This window comes from Streptomyces sp. NPDC101181 (genome assembly GCF_044767975.1).
GTDB lineage: Bacteria > Actinomycetota > Actinomycetes > Streptomycetales > Streptomycetaceae > Streptomyces.
This window is the reverse complement of the sequence record NZ_JBIWOX010000009.1, coordinates 192,735-211,624: the sequence shown is the minus strand read 5'-3', so window position 1 is coordinate 211,624 and position 18,890 is coordinate 192,735. Positions and strand designations below refer to the sequence as shown.

At 71.5% G+C, this 18,890-nt stretch carries 16 protein-coding genes; 10 read left to right on the top strand and 6 right to left on the bottom strand.

Annotated elements, in window-relative coordinates:
* Window positions 1-44: 44 nt before the first annotated feature.
* Window positions 45-1,007 (bottom strand): hypothetical protein, encoded by a 963-nt coding sequence (locus ACIRRU_RS16085; RefSeq protein WP_403680587.1) that lies wholly within the window; start codon window positions 1,005-1,007, stop codon window positions 45-47.
* Between the two features lie 734 nt (window positions 1,008-1,741).
* The gene (locus tag ACIRRU_RS16080; protein WP_363204906.1) at window positions 1,742-1,981 is read right to left on the bottom strand and encodes a hypothetical protein; all 240 of its coding nucleotides are present in this window, start codon (window positions 1,979-1,981) and stop codon (window positions 1,742-1,744) included.
* A gap of 338 nt (window positions 1,982-2,319) precedes the next feature.
* On the opposite strand from ACIRRU_RS16080, the gene ACIRRU_RS16075 reads away from it, so the two are divergent.
* Window positions 2,320-3,348, top strand: coding sequence for a chitinase (locus tag ACIRRU_RS16075; protein ID WP_403680584.1), 1,029 nt, complete (start codon window positions 2,320-2,322; stop codon window positions 3,346-3,348).
* A gap of 291 nt (window positions 3,349-3,639) precedes the next feature.
* On the opposite strand, the gene ACIRRU_RS16070 is transcribed toward ACIRRU_RS16075, so the two are convergent.
* A complete protein-coding gene (locus ACIRRU_RS16070; RefSeq protein ID WP_403680581.1) occupies window positions 3,640-4,050 on the bottom strand; it encodes a Fur family transcriptional regulator in 411 nt (136 codons plus the stop codon).
* Between the two features lie 406 nt (window positions 4,051-4,456).
* Here ACIRRU_RS16070 and katG point away from each other — a divergent pair, with 406 nt between their 5' ends.
* The 3 genes from katG to ACIRRU_RS16055 all read left to right on the top strand — a co-directional run bounded on the left by katG (window position 4,457) and on the right by ACIRRU_RS16055 (window position 9,343).
* Window positions 4,457-6,712, top strand: coding sequence for a catalase/peroxidase HPI (gene katG / locus ACIRRU_RS16065; RefSeq protein WP_403680580.1), 2,256 nt, complete (start codon window positions 4,457-4,459; stop codon window positions 6,710-6,712).
* Between the two features lie 206 nt (window positions 6,713-6,918).
* Window positions 6,919-8,190 (top strand): DUF6357 family protein, encoded by a 1,272-nt coding sequence (locus ACIRRU_RS16060; protein WP_403680577.1) that lies wholly within the window; start codon window positions 6,919-6,921, stop codon window positions 8,188-8,190.
* 214 nt (window positions 8,191-8,404) lie between these two features.
* Window positions 8,405-9,343 carry an NAD-dependent protein deacetylase gene (locus tag ACIRRU_RS16055; RefSeq protein ID WP_403680575.1) on the top strand — a complete coding sequence of 313 codons (939 nt, stop codon included), beginning with the start codon at window positions 8,405-8,407 and terminating at the stop codon, window positions 9,341-9,343.
* Between the two features lie 183 nt (window positions 9,344-9,526).
* Here ACIRRU_RS16055 and bla read toward each other — a convergent pair whose 3' ends face one another.
* Window positions 9,527-10,480, bottom strand: a complete 954-nt coding sequence (bla, locus tag ACIRRU_RS16050; RefSeq protein ID WP_403680572.1) for a class A beta-lactamase — start codon at window positions 10,478-10,480, stop codon at window positions 9,527-9,529.
* A gap of 167 nt (window positions 10,481-10,647) precedes the next feature.
* Here bla and ACIRRU_RS16045 point away from each other — a divergent pair, with 167 nt between their 5' ends.
* The 5 genes from ACIRRU_RS16045 (at window position 10,648) to ACIRRU_RS16025 (ending at window position 14,941) form a co-directional block, all read left to right on the top strand.
* Window positions 10,648-11,562, top strand: a complete 915-nt coding sequence (locus ACIRRU_RS16045; RefSeq protein WP_403680570.1) for a LysR family transcriptional regulator — start codon at window positions 10,648-10,650, stop codon at window positions 11,560-11,562.
* A complete protein-coding gene (locus ACIRRU_RS16040; protein ID WP_403680568.1) occupies window positions 11,559-12,464 on the top strand; it encodes a serine hydrolase in 906 nt (301 codons plus the stop codon). The genes ACIRRU_RS16045 and ACIRRU_RS16040 overlap by 4 nt, the downstream gene beginning before the upstream one ends.
* 154 nt (window positions 12,465-12,618) lie before the next feature.
* Window positions 12,619-13,011: a hypothetical protein gene (locus tag ACIRRU_RS16035; protein WP_403680566.1), complete on the top strand. Its 393-nt coding sequence runs from the start codon at window positions 12,619-12,621 to the stop codon at window positions 13,009-13,011.
* A gap of 205 nt (window positions 13,012-13,216) precedes the next feature.
* Entirely contained in the window at window positions 13,217-14,092 is an 876-nt protein-coding gene (locus ACIRRU_RS16030; RefSeq protein ID WP_403680754.1) for a glycoside hydrolase family 19 protein, read from the top strand.
* A gap of 186 nt (window positions 14,093-14,278) precedes the next feature.
* The gene (locus tag ACIRRU_RS16025; protein ID WP_403680564.1) at window positions 14,279-14,941 is read left to right on the top strand and encodes a response regulator; all 663 of its coding nucleotides are present in this window, start codon (window positions 14,279-14,281) and stop codon (window positions 14,939-14,941) included.
* A 91-nt stretch (window positions 14,942-15,032) separates the two neighbouring features.
* Here the strand turns inward: ACIRRU_RS16025 and ACIRRU_RS16020 are convergent, their stop codons facing one another.
* Complete coding sequence (locus ACIRRU_RS16020; protein ID WP_403680561.1) at window positions 15,033-15,626, bottom strand: hypothetical protein; 594 nt, start codon at window positions 15,624-15,626, stop codon at window positions 15,033-15,035.
* 254 nt (window positions 15,627-15,880) lie between these two features.
* Between ACIRRU_RS16020 and ACIRRU_RS16015 the strand changes: the two genes are divergently transcribed.
* A complete protein-coding gene (locus ACIRRU_RS16015) occupies window positions 15,881-17,614 on the top strand; it encodes a sensor histidine kinase (RefSeq protein ID WP_403680558.1) in 1,734 nt (577 codons plus the stop codon).
* A 64-nt stretch (window positions 17,615-17,678) separates the two neighbouring features.
* Here ACIRRU_RS16015 and ACIRRU_RS16010 read toward each other — a convergent pair whose 3' ends face one another.
* On the bottom strand, window positions 17,679-18,854 hold the full coding sequence (locus ACIRRU_RS16010; RefSeq protein WP_403680556.1) for a serine hydrolase domain-containing protein: 1,176 nt from the start codon (window positions 18,852-18,854) through the stop codon (window positions 17,679-17,681).
* Window positions 18,855-18,890 lie beyond the last annotated feature (36 nt).

Sequence of the window (18,890 nt, the reverse complement as noted above, 5' to 3'; positions counted from 1 at the left end):
GGGACTCCGTTGTCGCGCGGATAAGGCGGGATGGCGTGGGGACGTCACACCAGCGGGGTGGGGCGGGAGGGGTCGTTGTCGACCGTGGCGGAGGCCCAGCCGAGAGCCGTCCGGGTGCCGTCGGCCTTGTCCATCCAGACCTCGAGTTCGAGCCGGTCGCCGTCGGTTCCGCGGACCGCGCCGCCGGCGGTCAGCCGCTCTCCGACGAAGGCCGGGGAGACGAACCGGAGGTCGAGTTCGCCGGAGGTGAAAAAGCTCTTTCCGAAGACGTCCACGAGGTTCGCGACGATGAGGCCGGTCTGCTGCTGCGCCTGCACGATGGTGCGGTCCAGGCCGGAGGCCGCCGCCTTCTCGGCGTGGGTGTGCACGTTGGCGTACCCGCGGCCGGCCCAGGAGAAGACGGACATCTGGTCCTGTGTGAAGACGGTTGAGCGTGTGCGGATGGCCGAGCGGGGTACGGCGTCCAGCCGGGCGAACTCGGTGGCGGGCACGGTGCTGTCGACGGTGCCGAGGACCGTACGCTCACGGCGTGCGGCGTCGGACCGGCTCCGCCCGACGATCTCCCCGGCGACGGTGCGCATGATCTCCTTGCCGACGTGTCGCACGAGCAGCCGCCCGTCGGCGCCGCGTGCCTCGGCTTCCAGGACGACGTACCCCTGTCCGCGACGCTCGTACTTGTCGGTGTAGCCGCCTTCCACGGTCACTGTCTCGCCGACGCTCACGGGTGAGTGGAAGGTCAGGTGCTCGTGGGTGTGCAGCCCTTGGGCGGTGTTGCCGTCGTAGTTCTCGTAGAACAGGAACAGCAGGTCGTTGGCGAGGACCAGCGGGTGGCCGACCGGCCCGCCGAAGGGCGAGGCGCCGAAGTACCAGGAGCCGTAGTCGTCCTCGCTGAAGGCGTAGTCGAGGACCTTGCGCCGGTCCACGACGATCTCCACGGGACCCATGGGTTCGGGCACCTCGACGAGTTCGAAGCGCGCTTCCTTCAACGCAGGGCTCTGTGACGACATTGTCAACTCCTCATGTCGAGCCGATGAAATGAAACGTCTAGACGACTAGACCTTGAAGGTAGGAGCAGGCGTGGCGAAAAGTCAACGCCCGCGACCGAAAAGAGGGCCCGGCATCCCCCTGCCCCTGAGGGGCGACAGACCATTTCCGCAGGTGAGGGTCGCACCCAGGGCGGCAATGAGGCGGGCGTGCGGACGGCCGGACCCACGGTCGGTGTCCGGCGGATCAGGTCGGGGACGCGTCTCGCCGTGCCCAGACAGCCGCCCTCCCCGTCCACGCGTCGCATACGGACGACGACTCAGGGCGGCGTGACCGAGCCGCTGCCCGGGGGCCGGAGATGGGGGTGACGGGACCGCTCGGCCCCCGGACACGGGGTGCCGAACGGGCGGGTGCGGGGTGGGTGGCGTACCCAGCAGGGTCATCCCGTCGCGAGGAGGCCAAGGATCGGATCGGCCTGGCGTGATGTGCCGGGTGCCGCGCCCAGCGTGCCGGAGCCGTGCGCGCGCCGCATGCCGGAGCCGTACGCGTCGGCGGGCCATGCATACGCCCGGGTATGCGGAGCTCGGCCGCCGACGGCCTCCCCGGCCTTCACCGCGGGGTGCGCGCCCGGGCGGCGCTGGTGCGATCCCGGTGGGGCACCCAGCGGGAACGGGTGAGGGCCCGCACCGTGATGGTGCGGGCCCTCACCCGTTTCCTGGGCCGTGCGGTGGCGGGCGCGTGCGCCCGGCCGCCCCGGTCAGCGGAAGATGTAGCCGCGCTCGGCGTCGAAGTAGGCCTGCTGACCCTTGACGGTGGTGATCCCGTAGGGGCCGCCCAGGTTCTGGTACTCGCCGCTGGCCCAGCCGCCCTCGATCTCCGCGTGCCCGCCACCGGCGTGGCCGTCCCAGCCGTCCATCCCGCTCGCGGAAGCCGGACCGGCGGCGACGAAACCGGCCGCGGCGACAGCCGCGAGGGTGATCGCGATACGACGGATCATGACCGTTCTCCTTCATGTCATCGGTACATGCGTGCGGAACCACCCTGCCCATCGCAACAGCTGACGGCATATGCACCACACCGCCGTCCGGCAAAGACAACCTGTTCAGCCCCCACCCCGATGAAAGCTGCGGTGCGGGTGCCGCCCGCCGGATCGATGGCAGTTGTGTGACCTTCCGGCAGAGGCCGGGTGAAGCATGACGTCACGCGTGTGCAGAAGTAGGGGTTCCCGTCACAAGGGTTGACATGGCCATTGGTATGAACCAATCTCCTGCACCAGGTCGGTGGCCACCGATACCCCATACGCGAACTCCCCCCACTCGCACCTGGAGATCCCCCGTGGACCGGACGCATCGCAAGAAGCGCAGCAGCAAACTCCTGGGTGGCGGCGTCGTCCTCGCCCTCGCCGCAGGCGGGCTCATGACAGCCACCACCCTGGCCACCAGCGCAGGCGCGGCCGACGGCGAGCAGGCCGCCCGCGCGGCGGTTCCCGCGCACGCCGTCACCGGGTACTGGCAGAACTTCGACAACGGCGCGACCGTGCAGAAGCTGGGCGACGTCCAGGACGGCTACGACATCATCGCGGTCGCCTTCGCCGACGCCACCGGCACCGACGGCCAGATCGAGTTCAACCTCGCTCCGGAGACCGGCTACGCGTCCGAGGACGAGTTCAAGGCCGACATCGCCGCCAAGCAGGAGGCCGGAAAGTCCGTCGTCATCTCCGTCGGCGGCGAACTCGGGAACGTCACGGTCAACGACTCCGAGTCGGCCCAGCAGTTCGCCGACAGCACGTACGCCCTCATGGAGGAGTACGGCTTCGACGGCGTCGACATCGACCTGGAGCACGGCATCAACGCCCAGTACATGGGCGAGGCCCTGAAGTCGCTTTCCGGGAAGGCCGGTGACGGCCTGGTCCTTACCATGGCTCCGCAGACGCTGGACATGCAGAGCCCCGACACCGAGTACTTCAAGCTCGCGCTCGACGTGAAGGACATCCTCACCGTCGTCAACATGCAGTACTACAACAGCGGTTCGATGGCCGGATGCGACGGCAACGTCTACGCCCAGGGCAGCGTCGACTTCCTGACCGCCCTGGCCTGCATCCAGTTGGAGAACGGTCTCGACCCCGACCAGGTCGGTATCGGCACCCCCGCCTCCTCCAAGGGGGCCGGCTCGGGCTACGTCGACCCGGCGATCGTGAACGCCGCGCTGGACTGCCTCACCAAGGGTGAGAACTGCGGCGAGTTCAAGCCCGAGAAGACCTATCCGGGACTGCGTGGCGCCATGGCCTGGTCGACTAACTGGGACGCGTCGAACGGCGACAACTGGGTCAACAGCGTGGCCCCGCACGTCCACGAACTCCCCTGACCCACCGCCCGTATCCCCGACGTAGGACCACGTGAGCCTGGCCGCGCACTCCCGCGGCCAGGCTCACCGCACTTCCAGGGCCTCCCGGGGTCTCCCGGGGTCTCCTGGGGTCTCCCGGGGAGGACCGCAGGCTGGACCCTGATCCCGGCACCTCGCCCTTCGCGTGCGGGCACCCGGACCATCGGAGCGTCCCCCGCCCCGGCCTCCGGGCAGCCGTCGCTCCCTTTGACGACGTCGGAACGGCGATCACTCGCGCGCGGAAAGCGCTGGACGCACTCGCCGCCGTCGTCTTCAGGCGCAGGACGGGCATACACCGCGGTACGTGATGTCCACCGCACCCACCGCGTACCCGTAACGCTCGGCCACCGGCAGGTCGCCCAGGGCGTCACCGGCCGGATGGACGTCCCGGACCGTGCCGCAGACCGAGCACACCAGGTGGTGATGCGGACGGTGCGCGTTGGGGTCGTAACGCTTGGCCCGGCCGACCGAGGAGACCTCCACCACCTCCCCGAGCGTCACGAGCTCGCCCAGGGTGTTGTAGACCGTCGCGCGGGAGATCTCGGGCAGCCGGGCGGCGGCCCGTAGATGCACCTCGTCCGCCGTCAGGTGGACGTGGTCGCCGTCGAGGACCTCCGCGACGACACGCCGCTGCGAGGTCAACCGCCAGCCCCGGTCCCGCAGCCGCTGTAGGAGGTCGCTCATCTCGTTTCACCTGCTCCGGTTCACGGGGTGGGGTGGGGGGACACGTCATCCTGCGAGAGGTCCGGCGGTGCCGGACCTCTGGCCGTTATGGTTTTAGCGCTCTTCTTGACTTGGACGAAGTCCATCGTAGGATCGAACCCGACGACATTCCAAGAGACAGGAAGAATCCGGTTCGGCAGCAGAGACACGTGCCGGGGCACCGCCGGTCCACCGCGAGCCACCCGTTCGCCGGGCGTCGCCGCCCTCGCAGCACCGTCCGGGACCGTAGCGGTCCGGTGATGCGCGGGGCGGCCCCCCGGGCGCGGTGGGGCGCCGGTTCACAGCCCGCGCCGTCCTCTTCTGTCCCACCCGGAACCTCCTCCCCCGTTCAGCGCACCACGACCCGCCGGGTCCGGAAGGATTACCGATGACCGAGAACAACGAGTCGCACGTCTTCGATCCCGTCACCCCGGACTCGCCCGAGACGGCTGTCCCCGAGGTGCCCGAGGCGCAGGCCGCCGGCTGCCCTGTCGCGCACGGCCGCGCACCGCACCCCACGCAGGGCGGCGGGAACCGTCAGTGGTGGCCGGACCGCCTCAACCTGAAGATCCTCGCCAAGAACCCCGCCGTCGCCAACCCGCTCGGTGAGGACTTCGACTACGCCGCCGCGTTCCGGACGCTCGACCTGCCCGCCGTGAAACGCGACATCGCCGACGTTCTCACCACCTCGCAGGACTGGTGGCCCGCCGACTTCGGCAACTACGGGCCGCTGATGATCCGGATGGCGTGGCACAGCGCCGGTACCTACCGCATCAGCGACGGCCGCGGTGGCGCGGGCGCCGGGCAGCAGCGCTTCGCCCCGCTGAACAGCTGGCCGGACAACGGCAACCTGGACAAGGCGCGCCGCCTGCTGTGGCCGGTCAAGCGGAAGTACGGCCAGGCGCTGTCCTGGGCCGACCTGCTGATCCTCACCGGCAACGTCGCCCTGGAGACCATGGGCCTGAAGACCTTCGGCTTCGCCGGCGGCCGCGAGGACGTCTGGGAGTCGGAGGAGGACGTCTACTGGGGCCCGGAGACCACCTGGCTGGACGACGAGCGCTACACCGGCGACCGTGAGCTGGAGAGCCCGCTCGGCGCGGTCCAGATGGGCCTGATCTACGTCAACCCCGAGGGCCCCAACGGCAACCCGGACCCGATCGCCGCCGCCCGCGACATCCGTGAGACCTTCCGCCGGATGGCGATGAACGACGAGGAGACCGTCGCCCTCATCGCCGGTGGCCACACCTTCGGCAAGACGCACGGCGCGGGCCCCGCCGAGAGCGTCGGAGCGGACCCCGAGGGCGCACCGCTGGAGGAGCAGGGTCTCGGCTGGCGCAACTCGTACAAGTCGGGCAAGGGCGGGGACGCCATCACCAGCGGTCTGGAGGTGACCTGGACCAGCACGCCGACGCAGTGGGGCAACGAGTTCTTCCACAACCTCTTCGCCTACGACTACGAGCTGACCAAGTCCCCGGCCGGGGCCAGCCAGTGGGTCGCCAAGGACGCCGAGGCGACCATTCCGCACGCGCACGACGCGTCGAAGAAGCAGAAGCCGCAGATGCTCACCACCGACCTGTCGCTGCGCTTCGACCCGGCGTACGAGCAGATCTCGCGCCGCTTCCACGAGAACCCGGACCAGTTCGCGGACGCCTTCGCGCGCGCCTGGTACAAGCTCACCCACCGCGACATGGGCCCCATCCAGCGCTACCTCGGCCCTGAGGTCCCCTCCGAGGTGCTGCTGTGGCAGGACCCGCTGCCCGCACGGACCGGAGAGGCGCTGGACGCCGCCGAGGCGGCCGCGCTCAAGGAGCAGGTGCTGGCGACGGATCTGTCGGTGGCGCAGCTGGTCTCGGCGGCCTGGGCCTCGGCGTCCTCCTTCCGCGGCAGCGACAAGCGCGGCGGGGCCAACGGCGCCCGCATCCGGCTGGAGCCCCAGCGCGGCTGGGAGGCCAACGACCCGGACGAGCTGGCCCAGGTCCTGCGGACGCTGGAAGGCATCCGGTCCTCCTTCAACGCGGGCGGCGGCAAGCAGGTCTCGCTGGCCGACCTGATCGTCCTGGCGGGCAACGCGGCGGTCGAGCAGGCCGCCCGCGACGCGGGGACCGAGGTGGAGGTCCCGTTCACCGGGGGGCGGGTCGACGCCACCCAGGAGCAGACCGACATCGAGTCGTTCGCCGCTCTGGAGCCCGCCCACGACGGTTTCCGCAACTACGTCGGCAAGGGCACCCGCCTGCCCGCGGAGTACCTCCTCCTCGACCGGGCCAACCTGCTGACGCTCAGCGCCCCGGAGGCCACCGTGCTGGTGGGCGGTCTGCGGGTGCTGGGCGCCAACACCGGCGGCTCCCAGCACGGTGTTCTCACCGACCGTCCGGGCACGCTGACCAACGACTTCTTCGTGAACCTGCTCGACCTGGGCATCACCTGGAAGTCGACGTCGTCGGCGCAGGACGAGTTCGAGGCGCGCGACGCCGGCGGCCAGGTCAAGTGGACCGGTACCCGCGCCGACCTCGTGTTCGGCTCCAACTCCGAACTGCGCGCCCTCGCCGAGGTCTACGCCGGTGACGACGCGCGGCAGAAGTTCGTGACGGACTTCGTCGCCGCCTGGGCCAAGGTCATGGACCTCGACCGCTACGACGTCGGCTGACCTCTGGCACCGTCGAGGACACCCCCGGGGGCCGGTACGCACTGTGCGTACCGGCCCCCGGGCTGTGGGCGGACACCTGCCCCGGGTCCGGTCGTCGGCCGAGGGACGGGATCAGCCTCACCGCTCCGGTCATCCGCCGCGCGTGAGGAGAAGCACCTGGTCAGGGCCGGTCCCGCCACTCCTTCCGAGTAGGGGAGACTGTGCCCATGACAGACATCGTCTTCTCGCGCGCGAGTGGTTGGACGCCGAAGGTGATCCGTGAGGACGGTGGGCTCAAGCTCACGCTCGGTGCGGGCGCCGACGCCAACCACGGGCCCCGCACCTTCACCTTCCCCATCCAGGACGCCCATCTCGCGGTGATCCGTGACGATGTGGCACGGCATCTGCTGCTGTGGAGTGCGATCCTGCCGCTCTGCGACGCCGCCGGGACCTCGGGACCGCTCGACGAGGAGGCCGCCGTCGCACTCCTGGATCCGGTCCTCCTCTCCGCCCCCGAGGCCGTCGACGCGCTGTTCCGGCGCATCGGATGGGACAGGGACCGGCTCATCGCCCACGGAGCCGACATCGGTCTGCTGGAGCGCGGCCAGGTCTGGGCGGCGATGCGCTCGGCGACCGGGACGTCGGACCAGAAGCGAGTCCACGAGCACCGCGCGAACGCCGGGCGCGCCGCGCGCGGCGTCGTACTGGGGCCGCTCGACGCGGCGGTCCTGAAGTACACGGGCCAGTATCTGCACGGGTCGACCGTCCCGCAGCGGCTGCCCGACGCCGTCGCCCCGGCCCTCCTGCCCGAGGTCCTGCGCGTGATCGGCACGGCCGAGCAGGCGTGCGCGGGCATGCGGATCAGCCTCGACCCGCGACGGGGACCGCATGCCACGGACAGACGCGGCTGGGACCGGACAGCGGCGGCGGTCGACACGGCCGTACGCCGCGCCTTCCCCGAACTCGTCGATGACGCGGTACGCACCGTGAGCTTCCTCCTGTGTTCCGAGGCCGCCGCACGCGCCCGGAGCGGGGCGGAGGAGGACGACGAGGCCGAGGAGACCCCGGGCGGCGACGGTCCCGGCAGGTCCGCGCGAAAGCGGATCTTGCTGTTCACCGACGACCAGGGCGTGGAGAGGCGGTGGCTCCCGGACGGGCCCACCACCGCAACCAAGGATTTCTGGGAGTTCCTCGGCACCCGCTTCGCCGGGGACAACGAGGTCTTCACCATCGAGGACCCGGAGTCGGGCGAAGGGCTGCAACTCCACCTCTACGCGGACTCCGCCGCCCGGATCACCACGGTGCGCGCGGGGAGCGGCGGGTCGGAGCCGGAGTACCGGGTCGAGTACAGCCTGGTCGACGGGATCGACGGCTTCCGGAGCCTCGTGAGGGTCTTCGTCCGCGGTGGATGGGCCGCGCTCCAACCGCACGGGGCGTGGACGCAGGATCCCGCTGAGCTGGAACGGGCGCGACGGCGCCGCGACGCCACGCAATCCTGACGGGGCGCGGGGACACGATGGGGCCGCAGGGCCAGGGCCGCGGGGCCGCGGTGAGGCCGGGTCGTCACGGCGGGGCCGCTTGGTCGGCGGGGGGGCGTAGTAGCGGTACGCGGTCCCGCGCCGGGTCGTGGCACCGGTGCCGTACGGGCCCCTCGCCCGGCTGGGACGGGCGCGAGACCGGTGGTGTCGGCTCTCCTCTCCGTACCCTGGGAGCATGCGTATGCGACCCACTCTGAGCTGGACGCCCGCCGAAGCGCCTCCGCCGGGCTCGACAGACCTGCGCCCCGTGGTGGAGGCCCTGGGCGCGGGTGGGGTGCTGGTCCTGAGCGGTGCCGGGATCTCCACGGAGTCGGGTATCCCCGACTACCGGGGTGAGGGCGGGAGCCTGAGCCGGCACACCCCGATGACCTACCAGGACTTCACCGCCGACGCCGCAGCGCGGCGCCGGTACTGGGCGCGCAGCCATCTGGGCTGGCGCACCTTCGGTGGGGCCCGCCCCAACGCCGGACACCGGGCCGTGGCCGCTTTCGGGCGGCACGGGCTGCTCTCCGGGGTGATCACCCAGAACGTCGACGGTCTGCACCAGGCCGCGGGCAGCGAGGGCGTCGTCGACCTCCACGGGCGGCTGGACCGGGTCGTCTGCCTCGCCTGCGGAGCCTTCAGCCCGCGCCGGGAGCTGGCACGACGGCTGGAGGAGGCCAATGAGGGGTTCGCCCCGGTGGCCGCCGCGATCAATCCGGACGGAGACGCCGATCTCACGGACGAGCAGGTCGGGGACTTCCGGGTGGTGCCCTGCACCGTCTGCGGGGGCGTCCTCAAACCGGACGTGGTGTTCTTCGGCGAGGCGGTGCCCGCGAAGCGGGTCGCGCACTGCCGCGAACTGGTCCGCGAGGCGAAGACCCTGCTCGTGCTGGGCTCGTCCCTGACGGTGATGTCGGGGCTCCGGTTCGTCCGGCAGGCCGCCCAGGCCGGCCTGCCGGTGCTGATCGTCAACCGGGACACCACCCGGGGCGACGGCCTCGCCCTCACCCGGGTCGCCCTGCCCCTGGGAGAGGCCCTGGCCGACGCCGCGGACCGGTTGGGCGTTCCGCTGGATGTCCTGGACGGCGACGAGGACCCCGCCGGGCCGGGAGCGGACGAACGGAGTCCGTAAGTCCCCCCGACCCTGGCCCGCCGACGGAACAGCCGTCTCCTCGCGCCCGGGGGGCGCCGCTGCCCGGGACGCCGGTGCCCGGCCCGCCGACGTGCCGACGGACCGGGGCGGTCCTATGCCGGTACGTCGCACGACGTGTCCGACGCTGAAGAGCTCATCCGGTGGGCCTTCCCGGCCGCCGGGTTAGGACAGCGAGTCGACGACGACGGAGGCCGCTTCGGCGACCAGCTTGTCCTCCGGCGCGGCGTCCTTCGTGCCACGGTGCGACAGGACGGCGATCACGATGGGCGCGGAGTCCGGGGGCCAGACCACGGCGATGTCGTTACGGGCCCCGTAGTAGCTGCCCGTCCCGGTCTTGTCGCCGACGATCCAGTCGCTCGGCACGCCTGCCTTGATCACCTTGTCGCCGGTGGTGTTGGTACGCAGCCACTTCGTCAGCAGCGCCTGCTCGGGGCCCCGCAGGGCGTCTCCCAGGACGAAGGCCCGCAGGTCCTGCGCCATGGCGCGGGGGGTGGAGGTGTCCCTCTTCTCCCCCGCCACCCAGCGGCTCAGTTCCGGCTCCTCCCGGTCCATCCGCGTGGCGTGGTCGCCGAGCTTCCTCAGAGACGCCTGGAGGCCCTTGGGTCCGCCGACGTGGTCGAAGAGGAGGTTGGCGGCGGTGTTGTCGCTGTAGCGCACGGACGCGTCGCAGAGTTCGCCGAGCGTCATTCCGGTGGCGACGTGCCGCTCGGTCACCGGTGAGTTGGCGACGAGATCCTTCTCCGAGTACCTGACCCGTCGGTCGAGCCCGTCCACGGAGTAGGTGCTCAGCACGACGGCGGCCTGGAGGGCCTTGAACGTCGAGTTGTAGGCGAACCGGCCCCGGTCGTTGTGGGTCACCTCGCGCCCGGTGCCGGTGTCGATCGCGTACACGCCCAGCCGGGCGTCGAACGCGCGCTCCAGCTCCTTGAACTCCTTGGTGTAGGGCTTCGCGGCCAGGGCGGACGTCTTCTCCGCGGTGGTCGTCGTCTCCGCGACGGATCGGCCGGACGGGGAAGGCGCGGCGGCCTTGTCGTTCGTACCGCAGGCGACCAGCGGTACGAACGAGAGGGCGGCGAGCGCGGCGGCGACGCGGCGCCGGACACGGATGCGGTGCACGGGCGAAACCTCCAGACGCTCCGCGAGGGAGCGCGTAGGGGACGGGGCCGGCCGGCCCCGTCCCGGGTACGTGGTCGTGAGTGCCGGATCCACCTTCGCCTGCCTGCGGGTATGCGGTCCAATACCCCCGTAGGGGTTTCCATGCCGAAACGGCATAGGATGCCTTCGTGGATCTGGTCGGAGCGTGTCGGGCGTTCACCAGCGTCAGTGCGTGCGGAAGCTTCACCGACGGGGCGGCGGCTGCGGGGATGTCCCAGTCGGTGGCCAGCCGCCGGGTCGCCGCGCTGGAGGAACGCCTCGGCGAGCAGTTGTTCGAGCGCACATCGCGGAGGGCGGTGCTCACCCCCTTCGGGCGCGACGTGCTGCCTTCGGCCCGGCGGCTGGTCCGGGCCGCCGACACGCTGCTGGACGAGGCCGAGGCCGTCAAGCGCAGACCGTGGCGGCTCGCGGTTCCCGAGATCTGTGCCGCCTCAGCGCGTGCCCGCCTGGTCGCGGCGGCCCGCGGCCACGACATCAGGCTCGACCTCCGGGCCGCGGACCCGGCGCGGCGGCAGGAGCTCCTTCAGGCGCAGCAGGTGCGTGCCTCTCTCGTCGCCGTGGCGGCGGACGAGGCGTCCTGGTCCGTGCCGCTCGGACTCGCCACGGCGCGGGACGGTGGGGTACGCCGCGTATACGTCGAGACGCTGCGGCTCGGGCGGACGTCGCCGGGTCCGGCGCGCCGTGTCTGGATCCAGCCGGAGGACGATGTGCCGCACATCCGCGACCCGTTGACGCGGCTGCGGGACGCGGTCGGGCTGCGGCCGACGCAGGTGGCCGTCGCGTCCGACCTGGCGGCGGCCGCGGCCGAGGTGCTCTGCTCGGGGGACCTGCTGCTGTGCTCCCGGGCTCAGGCCGGGGAACTGGCGCTGCACTGGCGGCCGATGGGTGAGATGACGCTCCGTCGGGGCTTCGCGCTACGGGTCGCGGCGGACGGCGACGCGCTGCCCATGGAGACACGGCTGGGCGGTGCCATCGCCCGCTGCCTGGGCGCGGACGACGAGACGGGCGACGAAGCGGACGGCGAGGGAGGGACGACCGGATGAACACCGAGGCGCTGCTGCGCGATGTGCGTACCCGGCTCCGCGACGGCGGCCTGCGCGGGTGCCTGCTGGTGCGGGACCTGGACTCCGGGGAGGAGCTGGGCATCGAACCGGACACTCCCCTGCCGTCGGCGTCCCTGGTCAAGGTGCCTCTCGCACTCGCCACGCTGGAACGCGTCCGGTCCGGTGAGCTCGACGGGGCGACGCAGCTGGAGGTGGCGCCCGGCCGCGTGACCACGCCGGGCCCGACCGGCCTGAGCCGCTTCCGTCACCCCTCCCGTATCGCGATCGACGACCTGATCTACCTGAGCACCTGTCTGAGCGACGGGACGGCCGCCGACGCGCTGTTCGACCTCACTCCCCCGGACCGGGTCGCCGACATGCTCCAGCGGGCCGGTGTCCACGGCATCACGGTGCGGCACAGGACGGAGGAGCTGTTCGACACGCCTGTGGAGCGCTTCGACACCCGCCAGGCGCACCTGGCCCACGCTCTGGCCATCGGTGCGGGAACCGACGGGCGCGGTCACCGCGTGCCTCAGCTGGACGGGTCCCTCGCCAACACCGGCAGCGCCCGCGCTTTCGTCGACCTCCTCCAGGCCGTGTGGAGACCGGCCGGCATCCAGCAGGAGGTGGCCGGGCGACTGCGCGACCTCATGGCGCACAACGTGCTGCGCCACCGGCTCGCCCCGGACTTCAGTTCCGACGCGAGCAGATGGTCCTCCAAGACCGGGACGCTGCTGAACCTGAGGCACGAGATCGGCGTCGTGGAGCACGCCGACGGCCGGTCCTTCGCGATCGCCGTGCTCACCGAGTCGCTGGTTCCCGCGGGCGTACAGCCGGGCGCCGACGCCCTCATAGCCGAGGCCGCCCGCACACTGCGCGACCACCTGCGGCAGCAGCTCTAGGTCCCTCGGTGGACGGCCGTCCTCCCCCGGAGGGCGGCCGCGCGGCAGTGCGACCAGCGGCCTCCGGCCTCCGGCCTCCGGGGAACGGCGAATCCCTTCCCATGGGCCGCTGCGCACGGGGCATACGGCTCGTACCACAACCAGGGGGGCAAAGATGAACGCAGGACAGGACATCTCGCTGTGGCGCGACAACAACGACCCGTCCAGCTGGGGGTGGGCCGCGCTGATCTTCGCGCTCTATCTGCTGGTGGGCTACGGACTGGAGTACCGGTCGAAGAAGCGCCGGGGCGCCGCACGCCCGGCCAGGGCCGCGGTGAACGGGCTCTTCTCGGAGCGGGAAGGGCTGTCCGGCGCACCGGAACACCACTTCGTCAGCCGGATGGTCATGATGGGCGGCGCGCTGGTCGTGGGGTGCGTGGGTTTCCTCACCCGTGACCTGCACACGGTGGTCCACGTCGTCGCGATGGGGGTTGCGGGGCTGCTCGGGATCTTCGCGTGTGCCTACTTCGACCACCGGAACGAGCCCCGCCGCGAGACCCAGCCGTAAGCGCGTGCCTGACGCCGATCCGGCCTCGGGCATCTCACGCGTTCCTACTCACCGGTCACATTGGTCTAGACCTTGACGGGGCACGGGGGTGGCGCTTCAATGTGGCCACGTCCCCCACCTAGCCCCGTCGCCAGTCAACTCGACTGTACGACCGGGCTGTTGTACTCAGAGGAGTGTCCGAGTGCAGAAGCTGAGATCGAGACTCATGGGGTTGCTGACGGTGTTCCTGGTGGCGACCGGCCTCGCCGTCACCCAGGCCCCGTCCGCGACAGCCGCGGCCGCCGACGCGTGTACCAGCGCCCCCAACTGGCAGCAGGGCGTCTGGTACAACGCCGGCCAGATCGTCCGCTACAACGGCGCCTACTACATCGCCGAGCACGGCAACCCGGGCTACAGCCCGACGATCAGTACCTGGTACTGGGACCCGTACACCTGCGGTGGCACCAACCCGCCCAGTCCGTCCGGCTTCGTGGTGAGCGAGGCCCAGTTCAACCAGATGTTCCCGGGCCGGAACTCCTTCTACACCTACAGCGGACTGGTCCAGGCGCTCAGCTCCTACCCCGGCTTCGCGAAGACCGGCAGTGACGAGGTGCGCAAGCGGGAGGCCGCCGCCTTCCTCGCCAACGTCAGCCACGAGACCGGCGGGCTCGTCCACATCGTCGAGCAGAACCAGGCCAACTACCCGCACTACTGCGACTGGAACCAGCCCTACGGCTGCCCGGCCGGGCAGGCCGCCTACTACGGGCGCGGCCCGATCCAGCTGAGCTGGAACTTCAACTACAAGGCCGCCGGTGACGCGCTCGGCATCGACCTGCTCAACAACCCCTGGCGCGTCCAGAACGAGGCGGCCGTCGCGTGGCGGACCGGGCTCTGGTACTGGAACACCCAGACCGGCCCCGGCTCGATGACCGGCCACAACGCCATCGTCAACGGTCATGGCTTCGGCCACACCATCCGCTCCATCAACGGCTCCCTGGAGTGCGACGGCCGCAACCCGGCGACGGTGCAGAGCCGCGTCACCAAGTTCCAGCAGTTCACCGGAATCCTCGGGGTCTCCCCGGGCGGCAACCTGTACTGCTGACGCCCCCCCGGCCGGGGTGACGCCCCCGGCCGGACGGGGAGGCAAGAGGTCCGCGGGCCCGGGGCGCTGAACGCTCCGGGCCCGCTGCGCTACCGGGGACCGCGCGGCGCCGCGTGCGAGCGGAGCAAGGCATGATGACCACGCCGTGCCGTCCACCCTCCCGACCGAAACCGCACAGGAGACCGCGTGATCCGGGTCCTCATCGCCGACGACGAACCGCTCATCCGCGCGGGCATCAGGGCGGTCCTCACCTCGGCCGACGACATCTCCGTGGTCGCGGAGGCCGCCGACGGCGGGGAGGCGACGCGGATTGCCCGGGACACCGGCGTCGACGTCGCGCTGCTGGACATCCAGATGCCGCTGATGGACGGGCTGACCGCTCTCGCCGAACTGCGCCGGTCCGCGCCTGGGGTGCGGGTGCTGATGCTCACGACGTTCGGGGAGCGCGACAACGTCCTGCGGGCGCTCGGGCACGGCAGCGCCGGGTTCCTGCTCAAGGACTCCGCCCCCGGCGAACTGATCGGGGCCATCCGCGCGGTGGCCGGCGGCAACGCCTACCTCTCGCCGACGGCGACCCGGCACGTCGTCGACACCATCTCCGCCCCGGAGGCCACCGCCCGCGCGGAGGCGGCCCTTTCACGGATCGCGAAGCTGACCGTACGGGAACGGGACGTGCTCGCCCTGCTCGGCGAGGGCCTGTCCAACGCGGACACCGGCAGACGGCTGCACGCCAGCGAGGCCACTGTGAAGACCTATGTCAGCCGCATCCTGGCCAAGCTCGGCTGCGACAACCGGGTGCAGGCGGCACTGCTCGCCCGGGACGCCGGACTGCGGCCCGACGCCGGCTGACCCGCCCCGCACCGGGCTCGCGGTCGGACAAAGCCGCAGTGGTCCCGCGCCGCGGACGTCGTGGCCGGTCCAAGGTGCCGTTGCGCCCAGCTCACGCAAGGGCGTCCAGTGCGACCGCCTGGGCTATCGCCAGGCGCCGGTCGAGGTGCGCGCCCGTGATCCTCACCCGGTAGCGGTCGCGTAGACCGAACGTCCTCTCGACCGCCATCCACCGCTCCTCCCCCGCGGCGAAATCGAAGTGACGGGGCCAGGCGAACGGCACGAGGTCCGTTCCGGGCAGGAAGTCCCAGACCCGGCGCAGCAGCGCCAGCGCCGCGTTGCGCTCGCGGCCGGTGAGCCGCGCCTGCTCCGGCTGGTCCAGGACCCAGGTCGAGCGGAGCAGCGAGGTCAGGATCTTCTCGTGGAACGACCCGATGGGCCGACCGTCCTCGTCGCGCACCGTGTAGACCTCGCCCACGTCCGCCGCCTGGTCGGCCTCGAAGGTGCACAGGACCCACCTCCTGGTCTCGTCGGTGTAGAGGGTCACCTCCTCCGCGAGGGCGAGCGGGGTCTGCCGGGCGAACGCGACGACCTCGCCGGTGGTGCCGTCCGCGTCTGCGGACCTCACGACGTACTCGTTGGTCAGCAGCGTCGTCTTCTGGCTCACGACGAACCGGTCGGTCTCCTGAAGGTGCGTACTCCGCACGGGGTGTCTCCCTCTGTCCGCGTCTCGCGTGCCGCCCGGCCGCCACCCGCCCGGGGCCGGCTTCCGCCTGCCGCACCATCGTTTCGAGCGCACCCCCCGCCAGGCAGCCCCGAAAGGTCGCGTCCAGGCGCGACGAAAGGTGGCGGTACGCGCCCCTCCACGGCCGCACCGGGCCGGTTCTGTTCACTTTCGTCGCGGGCGCTTCCCGCTCAGGGATGACGCGGTCCCGCGGGGCGGCTGGCTATCTTCAGCCTGTGAAACTGGACGAAGCGCTGGTCGACCGCATCGCACGACCCCTCCGCAACCGGCTCTCGGGGACCCCTCGGTGGAGCCTCGGCAGGATCGCCGGGGAGAGCCTGCTGGCCGTCGTCATCGCCGGTGGCCAGGGACTGCTGGACGCCGTGGGGCCCGGGGCCGGTGCGCGCACCGTTCTGATCACCCTGGGCCTGGCCGTGCTCTCGCTGACCAGACGCGCCTTCCCGGCGACGGTGCTGGTCCTCGCCGCCGGTGCGTCGGTAGACATACCCATGGCGTCGTTGCTGCTCGTCTGCGCGAGCTGGTCGGCCGGGGGGCGTGTGACACGGCCCGGACGTCTGCCGGCCGCCTTCGGTACGGCTCTCGCCCTCTACATCGGGCTGTCCACCTACGAGGAGTTCCGCGCGGACGCGGAACTGCCGCTGGTGACCGGCGCGTTCAGCACGGCGGCGTTCATCGTCCTGGCCGTCGTCCCGGGACTGACGGCCCGCTACCGGGCCCAGCGGCGTTCGCTGCTGGAGGCGCTGGGGCGTACCAACCAGCAGCTGGTACGCGAGCAGGCGCTGGTGGCCCGGCAGGCGCGCCTGCTGGAGCGGAGCCGTATCGCCCAGGACATGCACGACAGCCTCGGCCACCAGCTCGTCCTGATCTCCGTGCACGCGGGCGCGCTCCAGGTGGATCCGGATGTCACCGACCGCCAGCGGGAGGGTCTGCGTGTGCTGCGGGACGCCTCGGTGGCCGCGATGGAGGAGCTGCGCGAGGCGGTCGGCATCCTCCGGGAGGCCGGGGAGGCGCGGGTCCTGGCGTCGGTCGACGACCTGGTCGCCTCCTCCCGGGCCGCGGGCGCCACGGTCACGCTGCACCGGTCGGGCTCCGTACGGCCGTTGGCACCGGCCGCCGACCACGCCGCCTACCGCGTGGCTCAGGAAGCTCTGACCAACGCGCACAAGCACGCGCCGGGCGCCCCGATCGCCCTGACCCTCCAGTACGAGTCGGACACCCTCATCGTCGAGGTCACGAACGGGCCTCCGGAGAGCGGGAACCCGGCCGCTCCCGCGGCGGTCAGCGGCGGTCAGGGACTGACCGGGATGGCGGAGCGGGTCCGGCTCGTCGGGGGGATGCTGCACTCCGGCCCCACGGCGGACGGGGGGTTCCGCGTCGCGGGCATGCTGCCCTACGGCCCCGCGCCCGGCGACTCCCAGCCCCGGCCGGAGACCCAGGCCCCGGACGCCGCCCCGCCCCGCACCCCCGTCCTCGACCCCGCAGAGCCGAGGACGGCGGCGACTGGGACGGCGGCGGCGACGACCGGGACCGGAGCCGTCCTCGACCCGGGTGCTCCCCGCGGCGACTTCGCCGCGCTCATGAGCCGCAGGGGAAAACTGACCCTGGGCTGCGCCGGAACCGCTCTCGTCCTCGGGGTGGGCGTGATCGCTCTCGGGATCTGGGGGGTGAGCGCGCTCATGGACGAGGTGGACCAGGCCACCATCCCGCCGGGTGTCTACGAGCGCGTACGCCCGGGGGACCCGGAGGAGGATGTGCAGGATCAGCTGCCGGACGAGGACTCCTTCCTCACCGAGGACCTCCGCGACGCGGGCCCGCCGCGCCCCGAAGGGGCGACGTGCCGCAACTTCGGCTCCGACGACGTCGACGACACCTCGACCATCTTCCGGTTCTGCTTCCGCGACGGAAAGCTGGTCGAGAAGCTGACGTTCGACGGGACCCTTCCGGGCTGACGGCCGCGGGGGACCTCTGCCCCGCCCGGACGACGGAGCGGTGGGCAGAGGTCCTGGGTGCCGGTCAGGAGCAGAACGCGGTGTCCGTGCTCTCCATGACCGCCATCGCCGCCTTCTCCGCGTCGCCGAACGTGCCCGGGAGCGCTGTCACCGCGACGCCCACGGAACGGCCGTCGTCGGTGGCGCCGCCGCGGGTCTCGAACCCGTCGATGTCTCCGCCGTGCCCCCAGTACACGCCGCCGCAGCTCAACGGGATGCTGAACACACCCAGCCCGTACTTCCACCCGGGCATCAGCGGCGCGTCCACGGTCTTGCGCATCTCGGCGAGTTCCCGGGCCGGGAGCAATTCGCCGTCCAGGAGGGCCCGAGCGAACGCGGCGAGGTCGCTCGGCGTCGAGATCATCTGTCCGGCCGCGCCGCCCCACGACGGGTCCATCCGCGTCGCCTCGATGACCTTGTCGCCGTCCGTCCGGGCGAGCGCGTAACCGTGCGGGTGCGGCTCACGGATGGTGCGGTCGCCCGGCTGGGGCCAGTAGGTGTCGCGCAGGCCCGCCTTCTTGACGACGCGCCGGGTTATCTCCTCCTGGACCGGGCGCTCGGTCACCTTCTCGATGAGCAGCCCGGCCAGGAGGTAGTTGGTGTTGCTGTAGCCCCACTTGGTGCCGGGAGCGAACTCCGCCGGGTGGGCCAGGGCGGCGTCGAGGAGGTCGTGCGGGTGGAAGAACGTGTTCTGGATCTTCTCGAAGTCCTCCAGGCCGATGTGCTCGGTGTAGTTGGGCAGGCCGCTGGTGTGCTGGAGCAGTTGGCGTACGGTGATCCGGCGGCCGTCGATGCCCTCGCCCCGCACCAGGCCGGGCAGATAGGTCTCCACCGGCTCGTCGAGTGCCACGCGGCCCTCGGCCACGAGTTGCAGGACGACGACCGCCGTGAAGGTCTTGGTGTTGCTTCCGGCCCGGACCTGTCCGTCGCGCGGCACCGGCACCTGCCTGCCCAGCCGGGACGAGCCGGCGACCAGGGAGACCGAGCGGCCGTTCTTGTTCACCTGGGCGAGCGCGGCCGGGAACTTCTGCTCCGTCACCAGGGAGTCCAGGCTCTTCTGGACGGCGGTCTTCTTCGGCGCGGGGGCGGTGTCCTTCGGCGACTCCGCCAGCGCGACGTTGGTCATCATCACGCCCACGAGGCTCCCTGCCGCCACGGTCAGCAGACCCCCGCGCAGCTTCGACGACATCTTCCGGTCCATGGTGCGGCTCCTTCTCCTTGCGGATCGACACCCCAA